The 25,518-nt window shown below is 34.4% G+C and carries 29 protein-coding genes and 1 riboswitch; of the genes, 22 read left to right on the top strand and 7 right to left on the bottom strand.

Annotated features, from left to right (window positions below):
* Positions 1 to 181: 181 nt before the first annotated feature.
* The gene (locus DF281_RS12180; RefSeq protein ID WP_109350537.1) at positions 182 to 619 is read right to left on the bottom strand and encodes an endolytic transglycosylase MltG; all 438 of its coding nucleotides are present in this window, start codon (positions 617 to 619) and stop codon (positions 182 to 184) included.
* A complete protein-coding gene (locus DF281_RS12185) occupies positions 616 to 978 on the bottom strand; it encodes a hypothetical protein (protein WP_109350538.1) in 363 nt (120 codons plus the stop codon). Before DF281_RS12185 ends, DF281_RS12180 begins: the two co-directional genes overlap by 4 nt.
* A gap of 165 nt (positions 979 to 1,143) precedes the next feature.
* Between DF281_RS12185 and rpmG the strand changes: the two genes are divergently transcribed.
* The 4 genes from rpmG to DF281_RS12205 all read left to right on the top strand — a co-directional run bounded on the left by rpmG (position 1,144) and on the right by DF281_RS12205 (position 4,092).
* Positions 1,144 to 1,293: a 50S ribosomal protein L33 gene (gene rpmG / locus DF281_RS12190; RefSeq protein ID WP_109350539.1), complete on the top strand. Its 150-nt coding sequence runs from the start codon at positions 1,144 to 1,146 to the stop codon at positions 1,291 to 1,293.
* Between the two features lie 65 nt (positions 1,294 to 1,358).
* A complete protein-coding gene (locus tag DF281_RS12195; protein WP_232025869.1) occupies positions 1,359 to 1,946 on the top strand; it encodes a 5-formyltetrahydrofolate cyclo-ligase in 588 nt (195 codons plus the stop codon).
* Positions 1,946 to 2,155, top strand: a complete 210-nt coding sequence (locus tag DF281_RS12200; protein ID WP_109350541.1) for a YqgQ family protein — start codon at positions 1,946 to 1,948, stop codon at positions 2,153 to 2,155. The genes DF281_RS12195 and DF281_RS12200 overlap by 1 nt, the downstream gene beginning before the upstream one ends.
* Positions 2,156 to 2,193: 38 nt before the next feature.
* A complete protein-coding gene (locus tag DF281_RS12205; protein ID WP_109350542.1) occupies positions 2,194 to 4,092 on the top strand; it encodes an LTA synthase family protein in 1,899 nt (632 codons plus the stop codon).
* Between the two features lie 75 nt (positions 4,093 to 4,167).
* Here the strand turns inward: DF281_RS12205 and DF281_RS12210 are convergent, their stop codons facing one another.
* Positions 4,168 to 4,356, bottom strand: coding sequence for a DUF2759 domain-containing protein (locus tag DF281_RS12210; RefSeq protein ID WP_370447839.1), 189 nt, complete (start codon positions 4,354 to 4,356; stop codon positions 4,168 to 4,170).
* A 181-nt stretch (positions 4,357 to 4,537) separates the two neighbouring features.
* Here DF281_RS12210 and DF281_RS12215 point away from each other — a divergent pair, with 181 nt between their 5' ends.
* Positions 4,538 to 5,176 (top strand): MBL fold metallo-hydrolase, encoded by a 639-nt coding sequence (locus DF281_RS12215; RefSeq protein ID WP_109350565.1) that lies wholly within the window; start codon positions 4,538 to 4,540, stop codon positions 5,174 to 5,176.
* Between the two features lie 217 nt (positions 5,177 to 5,393).
* Here DF281_RS12215 and DF281_RS12220 read toward each other — a convergent pair whose 3' ends face one another.
* A complete protein-coding gene (locus tag DF281_RS12220) occupies positions 5,394 to 5,633 on the bottom strand; it encodes a DUF2626 family protein (RefSeq protein ID WP_109350544.1) in 240 nt (79 codons plus the stop codon).
* A gap of 117 nt (positions 5,634 to 5,750) precedes the next feature.
* Positions 5,751 to 6,455, bottom strand: coding sequence for a helix-turn-helix transcriptional regulator (locus DF281_RS12225; RefSeq protein WP_109350545.1), 705 nt, complete (start codon positions 6,453 to 6,455; stop codon positions 5,751 to 5,753).
* 265 nt (positions 6,456 to 6,720) lie between these two features.
* Between DF281_RS12225 and comGA the strand changes: the two genes are divergently transcribed.
* The 14 genes from comGA (at position 6,721) to DF281_RS12300 (ending at position 21,641) form a co-directional block, all read left to right on the top strand.
* On the top strand, positions 6,721 to 7,743 hold the full coding sequence (gene comGA, locus DF281_RS12230; protein ID WP_109350546.1) for a competence type IV pilus ATPase ComGA: 1,023 nt from the start codon (positions 6,721 to 6,723) through the stop codon (positions 7,741 to 7,743).
* Complete coding sequence (comGB, locus tag DF281_RS12235) at positions 7,709 to 8,767, top strand: competence type IV pilus assembly protein ComGB (protein ID WP_109350547.1); 1,059 nt, start codon at positions 7,709 to 7,711, stop codon at positions 8,765 to 8,767. Before comGA ends, comGB begins: the two co-directional genes overlap by 35 nt.
* A gap of 10 nt (positions 8,768 to 8,777) precedes the next feature.
* Positions 8,778 to 9,086 (top strand): competence type IV pilus major pilin ComGC, encoded by a 309-nt coding sequence (comGC, locus tag DF281_RS12240; protein WP_109350548.1) that lies wholly within the window; start codon positions 8,778 to 8,780, stop codon positions 9,084 to 9,086.
* Entirely contained in the window at positions 9,076 to 9,516 is a 441-nt protein-coding gene (gene comGD, locus DF281_RS12245; RefSeq protein ID WP_109350549.1) for a competence type IV pilus minor pilin ComGD, read from the top strand. The genes comGC and comGD overlap by 11 nt, the downstream gene beginning before the upstream one ends.
* Positions 9,506 to 9,814 (top strand): type II secretion system protein, encoded by a 309-nt coding sequence (locus DF281_RS12250; protein ID WP_109350550.1) that lies wholly within the window; start codon positions 9,506 to 9,508, stop codon positions 9,812 to 9,814. Before comGD ends, DF281_RS12250 begins: the two co-directional genes overlap by 11 nt.
* Positions 9,811 to 10,272: a competence type IV pilus minor pilin ComGF gene (locus DF281_RS12255; protein ID WP_109350551.1), complete on the top strand. Its 462-nt coding sequence runs from the start codon at positions 9,811 to 9,813 to the stop codon at positions 10,270 to 10,272. Before DF281_RS12250 ends, DF281_RS12255 begins: the two co-directional genes overlap by 4 nt.
* A gap of 326 nt (positions 10,273 to 10,598) precedes the next feature.
* The gene (locus DF281_RS12265; protein ID WP_109350553.1) at positions 10,599 to 11,111 is read left to right on the top strand and encodes a shikimate kinase; all 513 of its coding nucleotides are present in this window, start codon (positions 10,599 to 10,601) and stop codon (positions 11,109 to 11,111) included.
* Positions 11,112 to 11,265: 154 nt separating this feature from the next.
* Positions 11,266 to 11,359, top strand: a riboswitch (glycine riboswitch).
* A 139-nt stretch (positions 11,360 to 11,498) separates the two neighbouring features.
* Positions 11,499 to 12,602 (top strand): glycine cleavage system aminomethyltransferase GcvT, encoded by a 1,104-nt coding sequence (gene gcvT, locus DF281_RS12270; protein WP_109350554.1) that lies wholly within the window; start codon positions 11,499 to 11,501, stop codon positions 12,600 to 12,602.
* A gap of 26 nt (positions 12,603 to 12,628) precedes the next feature.
* Positions 12,629 to 13,996: an aminomethyl-transferring glycine dehydrogenase subunit GcvPA gene (gene gcvPA / locus DF281_RS12275; protein ID WP_109350555.1), complete on the top strand. Its 1,368-nt coding sequence runs from the start codon at positions 12,629 to 12,631 to the stop codon at positions 13,994 to 13,996.
* Positions 13,989 to 15,449, top strand: coding sequence for an aminomethyl-transferring glycine dehydrogenase subunit GcvPB (gene gcvPB, locus DF281_RS12280; protein ID WP_109350556.1), 1,461 nt, complete (start codon positions 13,989 to 13,991; stop codon positions 15,447 to 15,449). The genes gcvPA and gcvPB overlap by 8 nt, the downstream gene beginning before the upstream one ends.
* Before the next feature lie 143 nt (positions 15,450 to 15,592).
* Positions 15,593 to 18,628 carry a coiled-coil domain-containing protein gene (locus DF281_RS12285; RefSeq protein ID WP_109350557.1) on the top strand — a complete coding sequence of 1,012 codons (3,036 nt, stop codon included), beginning with the start codon at positions 15,593 to 15,595 and terminating at the stop codon, positions 18,626 to 18,628.
* Positions 18,629 to 18,640: 12 nt separating this feature from the next.
* Complete coding sequence (locus tag DF281_RS12290; protein WP_109350558.1) at positions 18,641 to 19,363, top strand: hypothetical protein; 723 nt, start codon at positions 18,641 to 18,643, stop codon at positions 19,361 to 19,363.
* Positions 19,364 to 19,377: 14 nt separating this feature from the next.
* Positions 19,378 to 20,115 carry a hypothetical protein gene (locus tag DF281_RS12295; RefSeq protein WP_109350559.1) on the top strand — a complete coding sequence of 246 codons (738 nt, stop codon included), beginning with the start codon at positions 19,378 to 19,380 and terminating at the stop codon, positions 20,113 to 20,115.
* Positions 20,112 to 21,641 (top strand): phytoene desaturase family protein, encoded by a 1,530-nt coding sequence (locus DF281_RS12300; RefSeq protein ID WP_109350560.1) that lies wholly within the window; start codon positions 20,112 to 20,114, stop codon positions 21,639 to 21,641. The genes DF281_RS12295 and DF281_RS12300 overlap by 4 nt, the downstream gene beginning before the upstream one ends.
* Positions 21,642 to 21,681: 40 nt before the next feature.
* On the opposite strand, the gene DF281_RS12305 is transcribed toward DF281_RS12300, so the two are convergent.
* Both DF281_RS12305 and DF281_RS12310 read right to left on the bottom strand, forming a co-directional pair.
* On the bottom strand, positions 21,682 to 22,899 hold the full coding sequence (locus tag DF281_RS12305; RefSeq protein ID WP_109350561.1) for an AAA family ATPase: 1,218 nt from the start codon (positions 22,897 to 22,899) through the stop codon (positions 21,682 to 21,684).
* A 132-nt stretch (positions 22,900 to 23,031) separates the two neighbouring features.
* The gene (locus DF281_RS12310) at positions 23,032 to 23,424 is read right to left on the bottom strand and encodes a rhodanese-like domain-containing protein (protein WP_109350562.1); all 393 of its coding nucleotides are present in this window, start codon (positions 23,422 to 23,424) and stop codon (positions 23,032 to 23,034) included.
* Between the two features lie 106 nt (positions 23,425 to 23,530).
* Here DF281_RS12310 and DF281_RS12315 point away from each other — a divergent pair, with 106 nt between their 5' ends.
* The 3 genes from DF281_RS12315 to DF281_RS12325 form a co-directional block, all read left to right on the top strand.
* The gene (locus tag DF281_RS12315; protein WP_109350563.1) at positions 23,531 to 24,364 is read left to right on the top strand and encodes a lipoate--protein ligase family protein; all 834 of its coding nucleotides are present in this window, start codon (positions 23,531 to 23,533) and stop codon (positions 24,362 to 24,364) included.
* A gap of 68 nt (positions 24,365 to 24,432) precedes the next feature.
* Positions 24,433 to 24,774: a hypothetical protein gene (locus DF281_RS12320; protein ID WP_109350564.1), complete on the top strand. Its 342-nt coding sequence runs from the start codon at positions 24,433 to 24,435 to the stop codon at positions 24,772 to 24,774.
* A 257-nt stretch (positions 24,775 to 25,031) separates the two neighbouring features.
* The coding region (locus DF281_RS12325; protein WP_146191515.1) for an RNA-guided endonuclease TnpB family protein at positions 25,032 to 25,518 on the top strand (487 nt) is incomplete at its 3' end.

Below are 25,518 nucleotides of genomic sequence, written 5' to 3' on the forward strand. Positions count from 1 at the left end.
TTATTCTATAGGGAAACTCACTTGTTTTCTATTTTTTTGAATAAAAATAACGTTCATGAAGTTTCCGCACCGATCTGATTAGAGATCGGTGCTTTTTTCTTCACCAACGTTATTTATTGTAGAACCGAATGAAATTGATCTTCCAATTTCACTCACCTCCATATTTGACACATAGTCGCTGTTATTTTCTTTTAATGATGGTATTCAAGATTTCTTCTTGGGACATGGAATCGGTTAATTCACTTTTACCAAGTTGTAATGCAGAAGACTTTCCTTCATTAATAATATAAGCTTCAAATACATTTGCATCTTTAATGATTCTTTCTTTGGCAAGTAGTTTACTCACTTCAGAAGTACCCATACCGGACTTCACTTCTAGAGTATAGCGAATGGGCCCTTTGTTTTTAGGTGTTTCAGCAATGGATGCTTTCTGTTGTAAGGCAGCGATATCATCTTTAAGTAAATTATTATCAGCTTTTAATTTCTTGATTTGTTCAGTTTGTGAAACTGTACTTTGGTTAATTTTCGTCGATTCAACTTTCATATTCGCTAAGCTTAAAGTTGCGCCGGCGATGAAGATTGCAATCCCGATTGTACGAATTATATTTTTGATCATCATGGGTTCAGAGCTCCATTCTGCAAGATACTTTTAACTTGATCTTGCGACAGTGAAGTTCTTTGCATAATATCATTTAAATTATATCCTTGATTATGTAAAGCGATTGCTTGATTTACTAATATAAGGTTTATTGAAGCTTTACTATTATTTTTCTTCGGTTTTTGAGAAACAGGCTTGTTCGATAATAGTAATTCTTCTTCAATGATTTTCAATCTCTTTTTTAATTGATTATTTTCTTGGTAAAATGATAGTGATAACTCTTCTAATTCTTTTTCTGTTTTTTTCTTAGTATTTCCGACGAAAAAAGAAATAATTACTACGATCATACCGGCACTCATTAAGATTAATGGGAATTCCATACTACTTCCTCCGATTTATGTCTATTTTTTTAATCTTATTGTATCATATGGCTACATATATAGAAATGATAGTAGATTTTTCATTAATTTATGTTATAATGATTTAGTCGTATAAATCATGCTCACTAGAAATTTTAATCTGTATATAGAGTGGGAGGGGTAAGAATGCGCGTTAATATTACTTTAGCTTGCACTGAATGTAGCGAACGTAACTACATTTCTAAGAAAAACAAACGTAACAATCCAGAACGTCTTGAATTGAACAAATATTGCTCTCGTGAAAAAAAGATGACACTTCATCGTGAAACGAAGTAATGCTCATTGCCAAAACCTACATCAGGTTTTGGCTTTTCCAATTTATAAGGATAAGGGTGATTAATTTGAATAAAAAAGAATTAAGAACAATGGTACGACGTGATTTGTTAAGCTTATCTCCAGAACAACATAAGATTAAATCAGATATGATACATAATAAAGTAATTAATATGGAAGAAATAAAAAAAGCTACAATTATCGGAATTACGATCTCGAATATTCCAGAAGTGGAAACAAAAAAATTAATCGAATCTTTACGAAAACAAGGTAAAGAAATCGCGATTCCTCGCTGTAACTCGAAGACGCGAGAAATGGCCTTTTATATTTATGAAGACGAGAATCAGTTAGAAACAGTGTATATGGATTTAAAAGAACCAATTCCTTCATTAACAACTGAAATTTCTTCGAATGAAATAGATGTCATGATTACTCCTGGAATTGTTTATGATCAAAAAGGATTCCGCATCGGCTATGGCGGGGGATATTATGACCGTTATTTAACAAACTTTGAAAACCCTACTATATCAATGGCTTTTGAGGTGCAGATAGTTGAAAAAGTGCCGACAGATGCGTATGATTTACCTATATGTAAATTGATTACGGAAGAAAGAATTATTAATTGTAAGAAGATTAGAGAGGAAGAAACGATTTAATGAATAATGTATATGATATTCGTCAATATTTAAAAAAATTCGGAACATTTATTTATACGAAAGATAAAATTGGTGATTTAAAAATGATGGAAGATGAAATTACCGAGTTATATCAAGCTGGAATTTTACCGATAAGAGAATTTCAAGTAGCGCGTCATATTTTACGTGCAGAAGAAGTGAAAATTAAATTAGAAGAAAACGCTAAATAATCAACTGAAGCTTCCAACGAAATGGAGGATGTTATAATATGGATCGAAAAAAATTGCAAAGACATACGATTATTTTTGTTGCGATTATTGTCATGTGGCTGCAAACTTATGTTACTTATAGGACGAGTTTTAAATTAGATTTAGAAAACTTCATGCAGGAGATTATTCTATTTATTAGTCCGTTAGCATTTTTAATGTTTGTTTATGGAATCGCACTGTTCTTTAAAACGAGTAAAGTGAGAAATCGCTATATTGTTGTAATTAGTTTGTTTTTAACGATTTTACAATACGGTAATGTAGTGTTTTATCGTTTTTACAGTGATTTCATCACATTGCCAGTATTATTCCAAACGAATAATTTTGGTGATTTAGGCAATTCTGTAACGACATTAATTAAATGGTCAGATATTTTCTATTTTACAGGGTTGATTTTGATCCTAGTAGCGATGAAAGTATTGCCGCATGCTACAACTCGATTTGAAGTGAATCAACCGCTAAGACGCACATACTTTGTATTTTCATTGGCGGTACTTTTATTAAACTTAGGTCTAGCAGAGATTGAACGCCCGCAACTTTTAACGCGTGGCTTTGATCGCAGTATTCTCGTGAAAAATTTAGGCGCTTACAACTATCATCTCTATGATGCCTTTGTTCAATCGAAATCGCATGCACAAAGAGCGATGGCAAATGGCAGTGAACTTACGGATGTGATGAACTATGTAAATGCCAATCAGACTACGCCGAATAAAGATTATTATGGCATCGCGAAAGATCGAAATGTCATTATTATTTCATTGGAATCGATGCAAGATTTCGTGATTAATAATAAAGTGAATGGGCAAACGATTACACCATTTTTAAATAGCCTTACAAAAGATAAGGATACATTGTATTACGATAATTTCTATCATCAAACTGGCTTAGGTAAAACTTCAGATGCGGAATTTATCGTAGAGAATTCTATGTTTGGAACTGGCAGAGGTGCAGTGTTCTTTACGAATTCAGGTAATACGTATCATTCAATGGCAGAGCAAATGAATCAAGCGGGTTATCAAACATCTGTGATGCATTCAAACAATAAAAGTTTCTGGAATCGCGATCTGATGTACGATGCACTAAATATTAAGAAGTTCTATGATGTTGAGTCATTTAATGTGACAGAACAGAATTCAGCGAACTGGGGACTAAAAGATATTCCGTTTATGGAACAATCAGTGGAATTAATGAAAGATATTAAGCAGCCATTCTATACGCGTTTATTATCACTTTCAAACCATTTCCCGTTCATTTCAGATGATGAAGATCAGTTCATAAAACCATATGATTCAGGTGATAAAACTGTAGATGGCTATTTCCAAACCGTCAATTACACGGATGAAGCAATAAAAGTGCTTTTCCAAAAGTTAAAAGATGCAGGATTATATGATAATTCGATTATTGTCATGTATGGCGATCACTATGGTATTTCAGAAAATCATAATAGTGCAATGGCCAAGTATTTGGATAAAGAGTCAATCACGCCGTTTGATTCTACTAAACTTCAGCAAGTGCCTTTCTTTATTCATGCTCCTGGTAGTGATTTAGGGGAGAAAGCTGGTTCTACAAAACATGAAGTGAGTGGGGAAATCGATATCCGTCCGACATTACTTCATTTACTAGGGATTGATACATCTCATGATTTACAATTCGGTTCAGATTTATTATCGAAAGATCATGAGAATTTCACGATTTTAAGAGATGGCCGATTCATTACAGATCAATATGTATATACGAGCGAAACTTGTTATGATACAAAAACGGGCAAACCGACTAAAGATGCAAATGCATGTCAGCCGTATATTAAACGAGCAAATGAAAAACTAGAAATGTCAGATCGAATTATTAATGGCGATTTGATGCGGTTTTACAACCATGAGACAGGCCAAGTAAAAGAATAACTAAAATTGAAAAGAGGGCTTCAGCAATGCGCTGAAGTCCTCTTTGTGTAAAATAAAGAAGTTCAAATCAAGTGTTTAATGTAGAGATGGTGGGAAACCTTGGTCTTTAATTGTCATAAATACAAACCAACCAAATACGGCGAATGCTGCGAAATTAAAGAGAACACCTAAAATCGCTTTTTGTCGAATCGCTTGGATTGTACCAACTAGACCTAGAATCGATACTAAAGCAAAAATAACCATTAATAAGTTCAAGTGTGACACCCCTCTCAAAATATACTAAATGTATAATGACAGTTTCCAATTTAATTGTAATGGTAAAAACTAGAATTGTCGAGAATAATTACATAATATTAGGTGGTAATTGGATATTGATTTACTTGATGTTCATATTTATCCCGATTTAAAAACAAAATCAAGTATAATAGGTAAAGAGGTGAATAAATTGTTAAATATTAGACGAATTCCATTAGGACCAATACAGACAAATTGTTATATTGTATCAAATAAAGAGAAAGAATGCTTAATAATTGATCCGGGTGAACAAGGACATGATTTAATTAAGCAAATTAAAAATGCAAACTTAAAACCGATTGCAATCCTACTTACTCATGCTCATTTTGATCATATCGGAGCAGTAGATGATGTGAGAAAAGAATTTGCGGTTGACATGTATATGCATAAAAAAGAAAGCGCTTGGTTATCAGATCCACAATTGAATGGCTCTGGAAAATATGCGCAATTACCAGATTATGTAGTAGCGCCAGCAGAACATTTTTTAGCCCCAGGTGAAGCGCAAGTGATCGGTAATTTCACATTTGATGTTCTACATACACCGGGACATTCTCCAGGTAGTATTTCATTTTTATTCGACAATAAACAAATCGCGATTGTTGGTGATACATTGTTCAAAAGAAGTATCGGCAGAACCGACCTCGCAGGTGGCAACTCGCAACTTTTATTAGAAAGCATTCATAAACAATTGTTATCTCTTGATGAAGAAACGATGGTATATCCAGGTCATGATGAACCGACAACTATTGGTGCAGAAATTGATGGCAACCCATTTCTAAATGGATTCTAAATGAAAAAATGCGTAAACCGTTATGGTTTACGCATTTTTAGGGGGTTATCTCTCATACATAAATATGGAGGGTAAAACTTTAAGCTACAATAGAAATATTAACGGATAGTTTACACTGTGTCAACAGTGCTTACTTGGGTAAAGAAAAGAAAAGGCGTCCACTAAGTAATAGTGGACGCCTTTTCTTTGTGATTGATCATTTCAACAAGTAATACCTCTAATGTGCACCAGGTACGTGTAAAAATGTTGTCCAATAGGTAAAACCTGCGAAGAAAACCATCAAATAAGCTCCAAAAATATACATATACATACGTTCAGTAAGATTTAAGAAACCTAAAAGTAGGAAGAAACCAGTATTTGCTACGAATAATAACGATACCTTGTCCATGTCACCTAAATAAAACATAACTGCGAATATTCCAGTCCAAAAGGCTAAAACCTTATACATCTTGTCCATTTGATAATCCTCCTTTCAATGCAAAGTCTATACATTTACATTATATAAGAAGATGGAACTGGATGTAAACTGTAATATATCCTAATTTGTGTCAATTAAGTGGGAAACAGCCAATTACTATGGCTTTGCGTCAATTTTATACGAGCAATATTTACAGCCATCAACCATACTTTCGATTTGAACAAAATCATCTACCTCAAATAATAAATCAAATTGCCCTTTTAAAAACGATTCATGTAAATTGCAGACAATTGATGAATAGGCTTCGATTTCATTATGGTAAGGACAATTGTATACAGCAAATTGAATAGATTTATGCCCATGATCTAATTCATTGACGATTGGAATATAGCCGATCATGGAAGAAGAGTCTGTGATGATAGCCAATTTCTCTTCAAAAGAAAGATTGAATGGGTCCATATGTCTATTTTGTAAAAGATGGCGAATTTCTTCCTGCCCTTTGTTATAGCAAACTCTTTTACCTACAGAAATAGAATCTGGTCCAAGCTCATGTAAAATCGCTAAAGTCCAAGATAATAGTTCATCATAGTTTCTTTTTGGAAAAGATAAAGTAACACCATTTTCTAACGCTTTATAAATACGTCCAGGGCGTCCGCCTTTACCTGTTTTTTCATATTCTGAAGAAATGACATTAATCTCAGATAATTTTGTTAAGTGAAGTCTTGCTACGTTAGGGTGAATACTAAATTTTTCTGCGATTTGTTGAACAGTAAAGTAATCTTTCTCTTGAAGCATATGTTGATAAATCGAAAATCTAGTATCATCAGCTAGCGTGCTAGTAATTTTTAAAGAATTTTGCACTTAGTACACCTCCGATAGTAATACTCTCATTATAAAGCAATGGGAACAAACAAACAGTAAAAATAGACAGCTTTCGGAAATTAATTGTAAAAATTATTGAAATTAGCAAATAAACACAAAAAAATGGTCATTCCCGATATTTCTTATTAAAAAAACATTCTAATTAGGAATATAGAAGAAAAAAACTCTCCATTTTTAGAATATTTAATTTTGAAGTATTTTCTATAATTTCTAATAATAACGATATAAGAGGGGGGATCTTAAGATGGAATTAGAAAGCATTATTGAAAAAAAGTGTTTACATTTAGTGAAAAAAGCATTGCATTTTCAAGCGTCGGATGTTCACATGTTGCCAAGTAAGGAAGGTTATCAGATTTATTTTCGGAAATTTAATCGTTTAGTAGCCGCGGGTGAAATCCCGATAGATTTAGGAAGTAAAATGATTTCACATTTCAAGTACCAATCTGTTTTAGATATCGGAGAAAAGAGACGACCTCAAAGTGGCTCTTTTGAATACATCGAAAATTCAGAAGTAATTGCTTGCAGAGTATCCACTTTACCATCTGTCTCGATGTTGGAAAGTTTAGTGATTCGTTTATTGCCCCAGAATAATGTACAGACATTAGATACGATCGCTTTTTCACCGACGTCTGTAAAACGACTTCAAAGTTTGGCTCACTTTTCTCAAGGGATTATCCTTTTCTGTGGGCCGACCGGATGCGGTAAATCTACAACGATGTACTCCTTATTAAATTACTGTTCCAAACAATTATCCAAACACGTTATTTCGCTGGAAGATCCAGTGGAAAATAATCAACAGCATTTATTGCAAGTTCAAGTGAATGAAAGGTCTGGTGTCACTTATGCAAGTGGTCTGAAAGCAATTTTAAGGCATTCTCCGGATGTTATTATGATTGGCGAGATAAGAGATAAAGAAACAGCTAAAATCGCGATAGAAGCAGCGTTAACGGGCCATTTAGTCATTTCAACTATTCATGCGAAAAACAGCTTCGGATGTTTGCATCGTTTGATTGATTTAGGAATTAGCGATGATGAATTGAAACAAACGATTCTGGGCATTGTGTCACAGAAATTAATTACGCGAAATGATGAAGCAGCATCAACTGCAGCGCTATATGAAATACTTTGCGAGCAAAATTTATTAGATTCATTCAATGCAATAAAAGGGCATGATTCATTCCAAATGCCATTAGATGAAACGATCCATTATCAAATGATTCGAGGGATTCGGGATGAAAAAATCATTCAAAATGCGTTTACAACGTAAAAATAAGTTATTGAAAACGAAAGAGCAACCGGCATTTTTAAGCAAGTTGGCTGCTCTTTTGGAAGAAGGATACAGTTTAACGGATTCATTTAATATGTTAGTTCCTCATCATTTTGATCAAGAAGATGAAATCGAGAAGAAAGTTCACCACTTCTTAAGCGAAGGCATGAGTCTTAGTGAATTACTAAATTTTCTTGGCGTAAATGACCAATACTTAATGTCTATTTATGTGGCTGAGCAAAACGGTACGACAGTGAAGGCGTTAAAAATGATCGTTCAGAAAATGAATTCTTCGATGAATAATAAGGATCAATTAATAAAATTAGTATCGTATCCATTATTTTTATTTATTTTTTTAATTGGACTATTTGTTGTTTTCCGAACTTATTTTCTACCGAATATGTCAGCGATGATGTTTACAAGGGATGAAGAACATAATGCACAGCTATTGCTTTCCAAAATACTATTACATTTGCCTGATATTTTAATTGGTATATCAATTGTATTTGCTGTAGTTAGTTTTGGCATCTTTCATTATTTGCGAAAAAAGGAAACAGGCAAGCAATTACTGCTCTATTATAAAATCCCGTTAATTGGGCGAGTGTTACAAATCCAACTGACGAAGCTAGTCGCATTTGAAATAGGCTCGTTATTGGAAGGGGCATTTACAATTCAATCGACCCTTCATATATTAGCGAATCAACCGCATCAGAAATTAGTCGCTTACAATGCCAAACTACTTCATCAAGAAATTGCACAAGGGGAATCGCTGTCAGCAGCAGTATTAATAAATCCATATTTGCATAAGGAGTTTTACTCATACGTAGCGCATGGCGAAAAGAGTGGGAAGTTAGGGAAGGAACTGTTACTTTTAAGTGAATTTATGAGCGACAAAATGAGTAACCGCGTCGAAAAATATTTAAAAATTATGCAGCCAGTTTTATTTAGTATTATTGCGATTTGTATATTAGGAGCTTATATTTCAATCATGCTTCCAATGTACGAAATGATCGAACTAGTCTAGGAGGAGAATAATGAAAAAAGAAAAAGGTTTTACTTTAATCGAAATGCTAATTGTACTATTTATTATAACTGTCCTTATTTTGGTCGCTATTCCAAATGTTACAAAGCATTTCAAGTCTGTCGATGATAAGGGATGCGAAGCTTATTTGAAAATGGTCCAAGGACAGGTTGAAGCATATAAAATTGACCAAGGTGTTTATCCAACAAATATAGCCGAACTTGTCAAAGAACAATATTTGAAAGAAGGCTCTGATACAAAATCTTGCAAAAATACGCAGATTACAATTGTTGATGGAGAAGTGAAAGGTAATGCGATCTAAGGAAAGTGGATTTACTTTAGTGGAAATGTTATTAGTTTTAACGATTGTCATGGTCATATCAATTACGATATTTTCACAAGGAAGTAAAGCTTTCCAAGAAAGGGAAGCGGAGCACTTTTATGATTTGCTGGTTCGAGATACATTGTATCTACAATCACTCTCGTTGAAGAATAAAGAAAAAACAGTTATTGAATTTAATGAGCGGAGAAGTATTTATATAGCGAAATTTAGAGAATCTAATAAACTGATTTTTCAAAGAGAAATGCCCCAGAATTTGAAAATACTCAATCACTCAACGATGAACAGAGTAGGATTTAACGAAAGGGGAAACGCTTCATATGTAGGTAAGATCGTATTTGAAATAAAAGGGAATCAAAAGGAGTTATTTGTTTATCTTGGAGCAGGGAGGGTGTATTTAAATGAAAAATAAAGGATTTACATTAGTAGAATCTTTACTAGGATTGACGATGTTTCTAATAATTTTTTCAACGCTTATCCCTGTTGTCCAAACAATGTATCGAAATATTGAAATAAAAAAAGTAAAATTACATGCGATGATTTCTAATCTTGATGCAGTGATTGAACATAATAATAATCCTCAATTAGTAAACGGTACATTCTATATTGATGGTCGAAAATATGAATGGATCATAAACGAAGAGCAGGTTTGTACAAACTATGAAATTGAGGGGACTGGGAAAACTAAGTGTGTAAATATAAAACGATGAGTGAAAGTGGTTTTACTTTACCGGAAGCTTTATTACAATTAGTGATTTTTCTATTAGTGATGTCCTCAATTCCTCAAATCTATGCTTGGTACTCCAAAATTAGTGAATCATTTTTAGGAACTCAGACAATCGCATATGAATTATTTTTAAATGAATTTAGAAATGATTTGTTAAATGTAATAGAGATTGGCACTCCAACAAATAATTCAGTCGAAATATTAGTCAAAAACAATGAAAGTGGCGGTAGTGGAAATAATTATTACTATCGTTACAATTATCGCTTTAGCAATAAAAGAATTAGTAAATCATATGACACTTCAAATGGAATGAATATCATGTTAACTGGATTAAAAAAGGCGACATTTCAGTTAAATGATGAAAGACTAACTTTGAATACCGAATTTAAAAATCAAATGAGGAAGGAAAGGATTATTGTTGTACCTCAAAAAGAAGAATGAGCAAGGTATAATGATACCTTTACTCATGATTATATTATTGTTTCTATCTAGTTTTATCCTTGTTGCGATTCAATCCTATGAAATCAATTATCAAATGTATGATGAATTAGAAAAAAGTACTGAAATGCAAATTCATAAGTTCATTTTGCTTAAAAATGAACAGTCGGATAAATAATTGGGTTTTTTCCACACTTTTTCAAAACTTTTTTAATAACTAGAGCCAGTATTATTGGAATCATCAATCGTTCATGCTACTATAGAAAAAATGAGTTATCGGTTGATCAAGTAGAATAATTGTTCTAGTCGTTACTGGAGAAGGTGAAATAATGCGGAAAATTTATTTAGTGGGCTATATGGGGAGCGGAAAAAGCGCAATTGGTAGACGACTTAGTTTTTACTTAAAATTACCTTACTATGACATGGATCATGAAATTGTCAGAAAAGAGAGAATGACAATTCCAGAGATTTTTGAACAGCATGGAGAAAATCGTTTTCGTGAAATAGAAAGAGAATTTTTAACGGATTTTAGAGATGAATATTGCATCATTTCAACTGGTGGGGGAGTAGCGATCGATCCTGAAAACAGAAAAATTATGCGAGAAACGGGCTTGGTACTGTTTCTTGATGCAACTTTTCCAGATATTTGGAAGAGGATTCATAAAGATAAAAATCGTCCAATTGTTCAACGCTCATCAAAAGAAGAATTAGAACAGCTTTACAATGAAAGAAGAAGGTCATATAAGAAAGCAGCACACATTACAATAAGAACAGAACACAAAACACTAAGACAGATTGTTGAATACGCAGGATTCCAAGTGGATCGTTTGAAAGGCGAATGATTTTTGTTTGATAAGTAAAAATCATTCGTTATTTAAACTTTTTAAATAAAGTTATTGCATGGTTAAGGGTTTTAATGTTAGGATATAAGCAAGAAATGCCTGTTGTAATACATTTGCAATACTTAAGAATTCAATCGAGATAAAACTCGAGCGGGTGAATGTACGAGGAGAGAACGTAAAGTTACGTCGCCGAAGGAGCAAGTAGTGAAAACTATGAATCTCTCAGGCAAAAAGACTCGTACAGGACGCAACTCTGGAGAGTGCTACCTAGAGTAGCCACCAAAGAGGAAAGCCATTTTCATGGTCAAACTTTCAGGTGCAAGGACAGAGAAATCCTAAATAACAGGATTTCTCTGTCTTTTTTTATGAAAAAAGGGGGTAATAATCATGACAAACGAACTTAAAAAAACACCATTATTTGATACATATGCTCAATATGGTGGCAAAACAATTGATTTCGGTGGATGGGATCTACCAGTACAGTTTTCTTCTATTAAGGAAGAGCATGAGGCAGTAAGAACAAAAGCGGGACTTTTCGATGTTTCACACATGGGAGAAATTTTCGTAAAAGGTTCAGAAAGTTTAGCCTATTTGCAAAACCTTGTTACAAATGATGTTTCAAAAATTAAAATCAACCAAACGCAATACACAGCAATGTGCTACGAAAACGGTGGCGTTGTAGATGATTTATTGATTTATCGTATGGATGAAGAAGAGTATTTATTAGTTGTAAATGCCTCGAATATTGAAAAAGATTTTGCTTGGATGTTAGAACATAAAATTGATGGCGTTGAAATTATTAACGCATCTGATGACTTTGGTCAAATTGCAATTCAAGGTCCAGTTGCTGAAGAAGTTCTTCAAACACTTACGACAACTGACTTATCAGAAATTAAACCATTCCGTTTACTTGCTGATGTTGAAGTTGCAGGTCATAAATCAATCGTTTCTCGTACGGGTTATACAGGCGAAGACGGATTTGAAATCTATGCCTCTCCTGAAGCGGTTGTAGCACAGTGGAATGCAATCTTGAAAGCTGGCGAAGCGCAAGGTGTTGTAGCTTGTGGTCTAGGTTGCCGTGATACACTTCGTTTTGAAGCGGGTCTTCCACTATACGGTCAAGAACTTTCAGATACAATTACACCGTTAGAAGCGGGTATTAATTTCGTTGTGAAATTAAATAAAGAAGAAGATTTCATTGGTAAAGCGGTATTAGCTAACCAAAAAGAAAATGGTATTCCGCGCAAGAGTGTTGGAATCGAAATGGTCGACAAAGGTATTCCTCGTCACGGGTATAAAGTGTTCGCTGGAGATGTTGAAATCGGTGAAGTTACTACTGGTACACAACTACCGATGACCAAACGTAATGTAGGTGTTGCCCTAATCGATGCGAAATATGCAGAAGTTGGCGCAGAATTAGAAATCGAAGTACGTAATCGTCGTAGTAAAGTGAAAATTGTAGAAACACCATTTTATAAACGTCAAAAATAAAATCATTTAAAAAGGGGTTTTAACCTATGAAGCATCGTTATTTACCAATGACGGAACAAGACCAAAATGAAATGCTTGAAGTAATTGGCGTAACATCTGTTGATGAGCTATTTGCTGACATTCCAGAAAAAGTTCGTTTTAAAGGCGAATACAATATTAAAGCTGCTAAATCAGAATCAGCACTTTTAAAAGAGCTTTCTGCACTAGCGAAGAAAAACGCAAATCATGATGAGTACACTTCATTTTTAGGTGCTGGTGTTTACGATCACTATAAACCAATCGTTGTTGATCACGTAATTTCTCGTTCTGAATTCTATACAGCATACACACCTTACCAACCAGAAATCTCTCAAGGTGAGTTACAAGCGATTTTTGAATTCCAAACGATGATTGCTGAATTAACTGGTATGGATTTAGCGAACTCTTCTATGTACGATGGCGGTACGGCACTTGCGGAAGCAGGTATGTTAGCAGCTGCTCATACTCGTCGTAAAAAGATTTTAGTATCTGAAGCGGTACATCCAATCGCTAAAGATGTTGTAACAACTTACGCTTACGGTCAATCAATTGAAGTAATCGAAGTTCCTACAATTAACGGCGTAACTGATTTAGCTAAATTAGAAGAAATGATTGATGATCAAACTGCTGCAGTTATGGTTCAATATCCAAACTTCTATGGCCAAATTGAAGATGTTGCGAAGGTTTCTGAATTAATTCAAGCTGCAAAAGGTTTATCAGTAGTATCATCAAACCCTCTAGCTCTTGGGATTTTAACACCTCCTGGGAAACTTGGTGCTGATATTACAGTTGGAGATGCTCAACCATTCGGAATTCCTGAAGCTTTCGGCGGACCTCACTGTGGTTATTTCGCGACAACTAAGAAATTAATGCGTAAAGTTCCAGGCCGTCTTGTAGGTGAAACTGTCGATCAAGAAGGTCGTCGTGGTTATGTATTAACTTTACAAGCGCGTGAACAACATATTCGTCGTGAAAAAGCTACTTCAAACATCTGTTCAAACCAAGCATTAAATGCATTAGCTGCTTCTGTAGCAATGACTGCACTTGGTAAAAAAGGTGTTCAAGAAATGGCGAAACACAATATCTTAAAAACACACTATGCGAAACAAGCATTTGAAGCTGCTGGTTTTGAAGTAGCTTATAAAGGATCTCATTTTAATGAAATCGTTGTAAATGTACAAATGAATGTAACTGAATTGAATAAAGAATTATTCAATGAAAACATCATTGGTGGATTTGACTTAGAACGTATGAACGAAGCATTACGTAACCTCACATTAATTTGTGTTACTGAGCAGCGTTCAAAAGAAGAGATTGATGAATTAGTAGCAGCAGTGAAAGCTACAGTTGCGAAAGTGGGGGCTCAACATGCATAAGGATAATCAACCATTAGTATTTGAACTTTCAAGAGAAGGACGCATAGGCTATAGCTTAACGGATCTTGATGTTCCAGAAGTGGATTTATCAGAATTACTACCATCTTCATTAATTCGTGAAGAAGCAGCTGAACTACCTGAGATTTCAGAGTTAGATTTAATGCGTCATTATACAGCTCTTTCTAATCGTAACCACGGTGTTGACTCTGGTTTCTATCCATTAGGATCTTGTACGATGAAGTATAACCCGAAAATTAATGAATCTGTTGCTCGTTTCCCTGGATTCGCGCATATTCACCCTCTACAAGCTGAAGAAACAGTTCAAGGTGCATTAGAATTAATGTACGATTTACAAGAACATTTAATCGAAATCACTGGTATGGATGAAGTAACGCTTCAACCAGCTGCGGGTGCTCACGGTGAGTGGACAGCGCTAATGATGATTCGTGCATTCCACGAAGCGAATGGCGATACACAACGTACGAAAGTATTAGTACCAGACAGCGCTCACGGTACAAACCCTGCATCTGCAACTGTTGCTGGATTTGATACTGTAACAGTTAAAACTGCTTCAAACGGTTTAGTAGACCTTGAAGATTTAAAAACGAAAGTCGGCGATGATACTGCTGCATTAATGCTTACAAACCCGAATACACTTGGTCTTTTCGAAGAAGATATTCTTGAAATTGCTGATATTATTCATGCTGTAGGCGGTAAAGTTTATTATGATGGCGCGAACTTAAATGCTGTTATGTCTAAAGCTCGTCCTGGTGACATGGGCTTTGACTGCGTACACTTAAACTTACACAAAACATTCACTGGTCCTCACGGTGGCGGTGGTCCTGGTTCAGGCCCTGTAGGCGTTAAGGCTGACTTAATCCCTTACTTACCAAAACCAGTACTTGTGAAAACAGAAGAAGGCTTTAAATTTGATTACGATCGTCCACATACAATCGGTCGTGTGAAACCATACTATGGTAACTTCGGAATCAATGTACGTGCTTACACGTATATTCGTTCAATGGGTCCAGATGGTCTTAAAGCTGTAACAGAAAACGCTGTAATCAATGCCAACTACATGATGCGTCGTTTAGAGCCACACTTTGAACTTCCATTCAAACAGCATTGTAAACATGAATTTGTACTTTCAGGTAGCCGCCAGAAGAAATTAGGCGTGCGTACACTTGATATTGCAAAACGACTGTTAGACTTCGGCTACCATCCGCCAACAACTTACTTCCCACTAAATGTGGAAGAAGCGTTGATGATTGAGCCAACGGAAACTGAGTCTAAAGAAACTTTAGATGAATTCTGTGATATTCTAATCCAAATCGCAAAAGAAACAGAAGAAAATCCTGAAATCGTACAAGAAGCACCTCACACGACAGTAATTAACCGTCTTGATGAAACGCTTGCTGCACGTAATCCGGTTTTACGTTATACAAAAGCATAATTTGTAAGAGGACTATTTAAAAGTAGTCCTCTTTTTTGTATTCTAAGGAAAATACTTGCTTCCTTAAATTAGATAAATGTTGTTAAAAATCACTGTATTAGGGTATATGACATTTATATAAATAAAAAGGGAGCGATGTACTCGTGATGAATGAAAAAGTTACAGTTTCGACTACAACAGAAGCACTTACTTCACTGGAATCCATCGTACAGGATCCTGCAAAAGTAGGGCAAGTTTTAGATGGATTTTGTCAAAATAAAATCACCAATTTACGAATCTATAAATACCCGCAATTTGGTGAAACTTCTTCTATTTTTGGTATGTTATTTCATCATGAGGTGTTACAAAAATCATTCCAAATGATCGTTGAATTATCAAGTGTAGAATGCATTATTACAGCAATCATAGAAAATAATGATGAGTTTTCTTCAGAAGGTATGGCTCAAGCGGATATTCAGTTTACAACAGAACCAGGATCAGTATTTTCAAACGAAATGATGACTTTATTACAAAGTCTACCAGTGTATGAGAAGCAAGCGACCGTGCTTCAAACGATGCATAATTGGGATGAGTATTTAGCCTTTTTAATTGATCAATATGAGTACCCATTCACACTCAAATCTATTGAGCAAATCTCGAATAGAGTATATGTAGTTTCCCTTTTTGCAGAAGATCGTGTTGATGCAATTGAATTCACGGATGGAATGAGCCTTTTCATACAAGAAGGATTTCAATTCAAAAAAATTGCGACAATCTCCTCTGAACAATCGACAAATGATTTAATCGAAGTGACTTCAGATTTGGATTTAATGGGTTGGGCAGACCGAGAAGTGTATTTATTTGATGAAATCGATTTAAAAGAAATTAAAGTTTTGAAAAGTGAATTAATAAATCTGAAAAAAACCGAGAACGAAGCACCATCGATTTCTCACCCTTTATTGAACGTATTTTACCCAAGAAATACGAATTATTCAGGTATTACAACTAGGGAAGAAGATTATGAAAATGGCGTTAAATCGCTATTTTCAAATAACGAATTCGACGAAGTTTATTCAGAAGTTTTACTTGAATCGCATGAGATTGAAAAAGAAATCGCATTGGATAAAATTGTACAACTACCACAATTACGTAATGGTGATCTGTCAGGAGCGATTGAATTTGTTAAAAAACCACTTTTAGAAAAAAGTATGATCAAACATAAGGAACTTGAAAATATCCTTTGTGATGATGAGATGAAAATTCAGCAAAAATCTTTACTTTATTTTAATTCAAAAATTAATAAAGGTGAAAATAGAGTAGAAGCTATTCATTCTGTGGAAGAATATTTACATGGATTTATTAGTGCAAATGAACAAAAGGTAAGCGAATTAGAAGAAAGAATTGAACAGTTCAAAACCGAGCAGCAAAAGTTAGTTAAGAAAAATGAGAATTTAGTTAGCGAGTATGATGAAATACAAAAATCATTAAATGAGCAAGAAGAAAAACTTGCGATGATGAAGACCGAAAAAACGAAGGATACCGATTACTATAAGAATTTAGAAGAGAATTGGCTTGTTTTTAATCGAGAAAGTGCCTCTTATAACGAAAATATTATGAATAAGCGTGACATTAAAAAAGCGCATGAGATTATCGAAGAATGTGAAGGGAAAATCTCTGAATTCAATGCTGAAAGTAAACGAGCTAAACATATCACGCAGAAAATGAAAGAAGAACTTGAATTATTCAAAACGAATCAACAAATTGAGAAAGTGGAAGATTTAGTGCATTCAATGAAACGAACAGCTGAATATTTGGATGTGCCAATCGACCTGCAATTTGCAAGTTCTTACACTGAATTAATGAGGATTTATATGGAGAAATTTGAGGAATTGGAAAGAGTAGAAAGTGAAATTCTTCAATACGAAAGCCAAATAAATACTGAATTGTCCAAAGCTGATTTAGATAAAGTATCCATTCAAAGTACGGATCAGCAATATGATCGCAGAGAAGCGGAAGAAAGAATTCAGATTGTTGTCGAATTAATTGAAAAAAAACCATTATCACTAGGCTTAAATTATAAAGCTAAGACGCGCTGGAAAGAGCAGTTCAATAAAGCTTATGTGGATTTGGAACATATGAAATGTAGTATTCTATTCGAGAAAAAAATATTAGAAGAGAAGCTAATGACACAATTGAATTATAGTGAACAGATGCAAGGGCATTTTGAAGGTGATGTCACAATGATGAGTGATCTGATGGAAGATGTTCAAAGAAACTTAGAACTAAGCGCTAAAGAATATATTGATATCATTTCTACTGCTAAAAATGATATTGAAGAAATGGAAAAAAACGTCAAGATCACCGTAAATTCTACTGGCGGTCGTGGAGAACAATTTACGACGATCCAACAATTAGAGTTAGCACGAAAAGAGTATAAAAAAGAGTTGTTGGAAAAGTATGATGCTTTAGAAAATCTTGCGGTATCAATCGAAAATACGACGAAATACATTGATGTATTTTCGAAGCAACTTTCGATTAAATCTACAGATGTTGAAAATGATCGAGTAGAAATGACAGCGCAATTACAAATCTTAGATCACGATACGACGAATACACAAAAAAACATTCAAGAATTAATAGAAATGAATCAATTATCCGATAATCAAATTGCTGAACTTCATAAGCAAGTAGAAGTTCATAGAACAGAAATCTCGAAATATCAACAGATGAAAAATAATGTGAATGAAAATGTAGCATTCAAAACGGGCATTAAGATGGAAACAGAAAAGTCGCTAAAAGAAGTGAATATTTGGCATGATAAATTAACGAATCCTAAATTTAACAATGAGTGGGAAGAATATATTGTTGAAAAGAGTAAGCTGAAATTTGTTAATGAGCTGAAGGACATAAAATCAACGCATGTTGTTTTAGAGGATCGAGATTTTACTTGGTTGGAAATGTTGATTTTCACAAGTGTTTCTAGACAACTTAAGTTTATTTCTTCTAATATTTCCGAAAGAACTTTGCCGTTCCAATCGCAATTTGAACGCTATTTAATGAATAAAGGGATGAGTATTTTAAGAAGGCAAGAGGCAGTCTCGCAATTGAAACAAAACCCTTTCAATCGATTTTCACAAGTGTATGAACATAAGAATAAACCATATATAATTGCCGACAACGAAGAAAAAATGTCTATGTAAAGGGTGGTATTATTGGAACAGAAATTAAAAGAAGTTGCAGAAGTCGTCACGAAATTATCGCATGAATCTCAATTAATTCCGAAAAATTTAGAGAGATTTACTTTACCAATCATCAAGCATAATGTGACGTTTCATTTTACAGCAGCGATTAAATACAATATTTTAGAAGAACAATTTCTCCAATTTGCTTATGCGGATTTTCCAAAATATTTCAAAAAAGAAGACATTCAGCAAAGATTGGGTGTCACTTCCGAGGAAATGGAAAGCATGACGAGTCGATTACTGAAAGAGCAAAAGATTGATGTAATTCAAGATGAAATTCATGTGAAAGAAAAGGATGGAAAAAGTAGCGTAGAAAAACAAGTCAATTTGAATCGATTTAGTAGATCATTTGAACTGTACTATGAACCAGTTACTGACTTTGTTGTAGACAATATTTCAAGAGTAGCAATGAATTCAAGTAGTAAAATGCATCCAGCTATTGTCGATGACCAATATAATTTCAAAAATTGTGCGGCCATTTCTGAAGATACAATCCTCCAAAGCTTCAAGCAAGCAACGGGGGAAGATTTACATCATCATTTTTCAAAAATAATGATTGAGTCCATTGAAAGTGAAGCTGTAGAAACGGAGCATAAAATCGAATTAATGGAATTTGAATTAATTGATGCCGAGGCGCAAAAAGTGATCAAAACGCTTTATAACCCTAATCAACAAAAGTTGATTAAACTCTAATAGGAGGAAGAAGTATGAATATGAACTGGAAAAATATTGTATTTATTATTTTGAATTTAATCAATCTTATTAATATTTTTTTGGTTGTATTCAATATTCTACCTAAGGAAACATGGTGGGGTACACTCTTCGTTCTAAAAGTATGTGGATTAATGAGTATATTATATTTTATGGACTTATTTGGAAATTTACGGGGGAGTATTTTTAGTGGCATTATTCTCATTTCAAATTACTTGGTTTTTTCAAATGCGAATTTATTACCTTTTGTACAAAAATCGGACCCTTATTCATTCATGCTGTATCTAGCGCTAGCATGTAGTTGGCTTTCTGCAATCGCGATTTCCCATGCGTTTACGTATAGCATGCCTTTTCTAATGAGGACTGTTTTTAGTTTTATCGTCGTCTTTTATTTACTCTTCTTTTTAGTACCAATCATCGCTCTTTTCATGCGGTTTTATATTGGGCAAACTGAATATTTTCACTTTCAAACGACAGTTAGTGGCTTTTTAATCATTACGGGTTTCTATATTATCTATTATTTTCTATTAATATTAGCAGAAGGAACTTGGCTTGTTCATTATGAAAAATCATGGCAATTTAAAATGACGACTGTTTTTATGATTCTTAGTGGAATTTCAATAATAGTTGGTTTCAAAGTAGGGTTCTGGCAAACGAGTATTGTAGCCTTCCTCATAATGATTAGCTTAATAGTTGTAGCTAAATCAAAAGTAAGGGGGGAGTATAAAATATGACGAAAGTTACGGTAATTGGTGGAGGTTTAAGTGGTCTTTCAGCGGCAATCTTATTAGTGAGTGAAGGCTTTGAAGTGTCACTTTATGAAAGAGAGAAGGCGGTTGGCGGCAATTTCACTACGTATAGTTTGGATTCGTATGATTTCGAAGTAGGTCCTTCTTTTTTCGCATTACCAGAAATTTTGGAGAGTGTTTTTAAAGCAGCGAATAAAGATATGAATGACTATTTAGAAATAGAATTGTTAAAAAAACATACGACGATTCATTTTATTGATGGTGTTAAATTTGAAATGATGAATTGCCCAATTGAGATGAAAAAGCAGTTAGAACTATTAGATCCGTTTGCAGCGGAGCATTATGATTCTTTTTTAAAAGAGGTTGAGCGATTATATTATGAATTCAGTCAAATTGAGTCTGAATTCCATATTTCAAATTGGATGAAACTTGTCGAAAAACCGATTCGAAATTTATTATTGAAACTAAGGCCTTTCGAGAGTATGGATCAGTTTTTACGTAAGTATTTTAAAAATGAGCAATTGATTCAACTTTTAGCGAAATATGCGAATCAAGAACCTCATTCTTCGAAAACTGTCCCTGCATTTTTAGCCTCGCAATTATATATGATGCTTTCTTCAAATGTATATTATACAAGAGGTGGAAATTCTGAAATTCCTAATTCCTTAAGAAAACTAGCATTGGAACTTGGTGTGAAGTTTTATACGAATAAAGAAATTACGAAAATACATGTAGAAGATCAAAAAGTCATTGGCATTCAAGTAAATCATGACTTGAGTATCGAAAGTGATTGTATATTGATGAGCAGTTCCCAAATACTATCAGAGAATAAATTATTGGATGAACAACTTTTAAGTTACGAAAAAAAAGAAACATTTAAACCGGAAGAAACGAGATATTCCCAATTCATCTTATTTCTCGGCTTAAAAAAACATACGGATCTAAGTATGCATAGTGTATTATTTTCGAGTGACATTGAATTGGAAGTGGAGCAGTTAAATAATGGAGAGTTTGCGACGAATCCTACAATTTATTTATATAATCCTGCGCAAGTAGAGCCTGAACGTTTTCCGAATGGCGATAGTTTAGTCATTACAGTTTTAGCGCCGTATGTGGATGAAGAAAATGTATCTCATCGAGCGGATGTTATTACGTATCGTTCGCTATTGTTAAATAAGATTAAAGCGTATGGATATGATCTTGAACCACTGATTGTGGAGGAAAAACTGTGGACTGCCGAGGAAATAAAAAATAATGTGAAGAAGTCCCCTGGTAAGATTTTTGGCTTTGTGTCAAATGCTTTTGCGAAAGCATATTTACGCCCACCAGTGAAGAGTGAGGAATTAGATGGCTTGTATTTTACGTTAGTCAATACAAATCACCCATCAGGATCATCTGACGCACTAAAAAATGGGCTTCATTTAGCCACCATGATTATTGCGGATTATCAGGATAAAGAGTCTGGTTCAAATGATGATCCAGAAGAACCATTTATCGATCTAACCGAATAAAAAAACAGAAATCACATCGAAGTGATTTCTGTTTTTTGGGTTAGAAACCGATTGAGCGATCATCGTCTTCCCAATCATTTTTTTCAGCGCTTTTTCGTTGTTTTTGTAGTTCGGCAACAGCTTCTTCATAGCGAAGTTCTTTGTCATAATGCCAATTCAACGCAATTGACATATATAATTCACTTAGTTGTGACATGGATAAACCTTTAGATAGTTTTGCGATATGATCAATCGCTTCACTATCAAGTAAAGAGCGAATATCCAATGTTTTTAAATATTCAAGACGTAAATCTTTCTTTGGATTTTTAATTTCATAAGCGCGATCAAAACGGCCAGCACGATTGATTAATGCTGGATCGATTCTTTCAGGGTAATTGGTTGTACCAATGACGAAAATACCATGTCTAGAATGAGCGCCATCCAGCATATTTAAAAAGACAGAACGAACATAATCAGGCATAGAATCGATATCTTCAATAACTAATATAGCTGGTGTCATTGAGTTGACTAGACGAAACACTTCTTGTATCGATTCACTGTCTGTATGCTCCGTAATTTGCCAATATACTACTGGTGCGTCAACTGAGCCTGTAATCGACTTTACGAGAGTCGTTTTACCATTTCCGGGAGCACCGTATAATAGAATTCCACGTTTATAAGGCAATCCGTAATGTTTGAAAAATTCACCATTATCTTTGAAAAATTCGTCAATTGATCGGAAAATATTGCGACGTAAATGTTCTTCTAGAAAAACATCTTCTCTTTTAATTAATTCACTATCGCCAATATTACTACGGCGTATGCCATCCTCAGTATCGATCATATAAGATACTTGCGTCATCAGTACATTACGTAACTGTTCATTTACAGCTTCAATAAATAATTGCATTTTTTCAACATTCGGAGCAAAGTAAAATACTTCATCTGAATTCCAAGATTCTTCATAAAATAAAACGGGTTGAGTAATTGCTACTTCATAGTCAGGGTAGTAAATTAGCTTATTTCGGAAAGTAGGCACTTCATGCAGTGCATCATCTTGTTGATCCCAACTATATGGTTCTAGGTTGAAAGTTGGCTCTGCTTCGTAAATTGTTGCTAGGACTTCATGATTAATTAGATTTTTATGCATAAGTTCAATTAAATGTTGATTGAACTGTGTGTTGTTCAAATTTAATTTTATACTCGCGGATTGTTGATTATTTTTAATATGCAGCTGATCCGTAATTCTTTTGAATAAAGAAGCATAGTGAGCGTACATAGGGAGTTCGTCGTAAAAACTTTGGTCTAATGGATATAAATAGTTAGTGATTGTAAAAACCTCCTACGATTGTATTTAAAGTAAGTTTAACACATATAAAAAACGAGACGAAATTTCGCCTCGTTTGTTTCATTATTTATGAGAAGATTTAACTTTACCTGACCATTTTTTGAAACCGCCATCTAATTGGTATAGGTTTTTGTATCCCTTACCTTTTAAGTATAAAGCAGCACGGCCACTACGGCTTGAAGTATCGCAGTATAAGTAGATTGGTAAATCTTGACGTAATTCTTTGTAGCGTGTACGAATTTGTGTAGAAGGAAGGTTACGTGCACCTAAAATATGCCCTTCATCAAACTCTTTTTTCTCACGCACGTCAATTAATTGCGCTTTACGGTAACCCGCTTTAAATTCTTCTTCTGATAAAGTTTTTACAGCTTTTTTAGCACGTAGACCATTAATTAATGCATAGGCAATAATTACGACTACAATGATTAGTACTGTATAGATCCAACTCCAACTCAAGTTAAAAACCCCTTTCTTTCTATACTACTATTATAGAAGAACTGTTGGCGTTCGTCTATGTTGTTTGTTAAAATAGACGAGTGTTATTTGGAGGAGGAGAATAGATATGACAAATGAGTGGTATTTTGTGAATTCAGGACCTTGTGATCCAGCGTACAATATGGCTTTAGATGAAGCGCTATTACATTGGCATAGCGAGGGGTTAATCCCGCCGGTTATTCGTTTCTACGAATGGAACCCAGCAACTTTATCAGTAGGTTATTTCCAAAAAGCAAAAAGAGATTTAAATTTTGAACAAATACATAAATTAGGGCTAGGTTTTGTGCGTCGTCCAACAGGTGGCCGTGCGGTATTACATGAACATGAACTAACTTATAGCATCATCGTTTCAGAACAGTATCCAAATATGCCTAAAACAGTAACTGAAGCATATCGCGTATTAAGTGAAGGTTTACTAAAAGGATTCCAAAACTTAGGTTTAGACGCATATTTTTCAGTACCAGAAACAGCGGAAGAAAAAGACGCATTAGCGAAACCGAAAAGTGCAGTTTGCTTTGATGCGCCAAGTTGGTATGAGTTAGTAGTAGAAGGTAAGAAAGTGGCTGGAAGTGCGCAAACTCGTCAAGAAGGTGTTATTTTACAACATGGAGCGATATTAATTGATTTAGATCAAGAGAAATTGCTTTCTGTATTTAACTTCAAAGATGATGCAGCCCGCCAAAGAATGAAAGAAAAACTCCCTGAAAAAGCGGTTAGTATTAATAGTTTATCAGCTAAAAAAGTGACGGTTGAGCAATGTATCGAAGCGTTCTCAACAGGATTCATGGAAGGGCTAGACATCACGCTTAAGCCTTACGAATTAACTTTAGAACAACAGCAGTTTGTCGAAAAGCTGATGAACGAAAAATATAAATCAGATGAATGGAATTATAAATACTGATATTCCATGCGCATGATAAAACACTTTTATGCTATAGTTATACAATGTAGCTTTAAGGAGTGTTTAGAATGAATTTAAATAAAATGGCAGCGTATTTTCTACCAGCCTTTGCAATGTTAGCAATTACAGGATTGACGATGTTTCAAGCGTTTGGAACGGAGAAAGAGAATTTATCAATTTTCACTTTAGCGTTAATTATCGTCTTTCCAATTTCCTTTATTATCCAAGGTGTTTCATGTGCGATTCATCAATACCGCATTTTACCAGCGGTTGGTATTTCATTAATCGCGTTTATTATCGTCTTCTTTGTAATTGTGACAGGGGATAATATGATGTATGGTGTATATTATTTTGCATTATTCTTTGCCGGATACGCCATTACGTATATGTTACGAAGAGCTAAAAAATAAAAAGAAACCAGTAATCAAAATTCAACCTTTGATTACTGGTTATTTTTATTTAACATCGTTTCGGTAGAATTCCCCCAGTTTCTATAAGTGGGGGATGAATACCGTTCAGATTGAGGGTTACCATTGGTAACTCGAAAAACTGATATAAAGGTCTTATCGCTTTTTTCTTTTATTCTAGATAAGAACATATGTTTCTTTTTTCATTAAAATAAGGTATAATAAAATCAAGAAATCATCTTAAAAAGGAGGTAAACCTTATGGAACAATTGAAAGCCTACAAATTCAGAATTTATCCAACAGAAGAACAAGAAATATTCTTTGCGAAGACGTTCGGTTGTGTCCGTAAGGTCTACAACCTTATGCTGGATGAACGGATGAAAAATTATGAAGAATCCAAACTCGATGGATCCAAAAAACAAAAATTCCCGACACCTGCAAAATACAAGACGGAATTTCCCTTTTTGAAAGAAGTCGATAGTTTAGCTTTAGCTAACGCACAACGTAACTTAGAAAAAGCTTATAAAAACTTCTTTCGCGATCAATCGGTTGGATTCCCTCGTTTCAAAAGTAAGAAAAACCCGATACAAAGCTATACAACGAACAATCAAAAAGGCACGGTTACATTGATTGACGGTAAATTCCTCAAAATTCCGAAGTTAAAATCACTGGTCCGAATCAAGCTGCACCGCCAACTGAAAGGTGAAATTCGTTCCGCGACAATCACACGTCATGCAAGCGGTGTAT

Origin of the sequence: Kurthia zopfii (genome assembly GCF_003143955.1) — a bacterium.
In the GTDB taxonomy this organism is placed as follows: Bacteria; Bacillota; Bacilli; order Bacillales_A; family Planococcaceae; genus Kurthia; species Kurthia zopfii.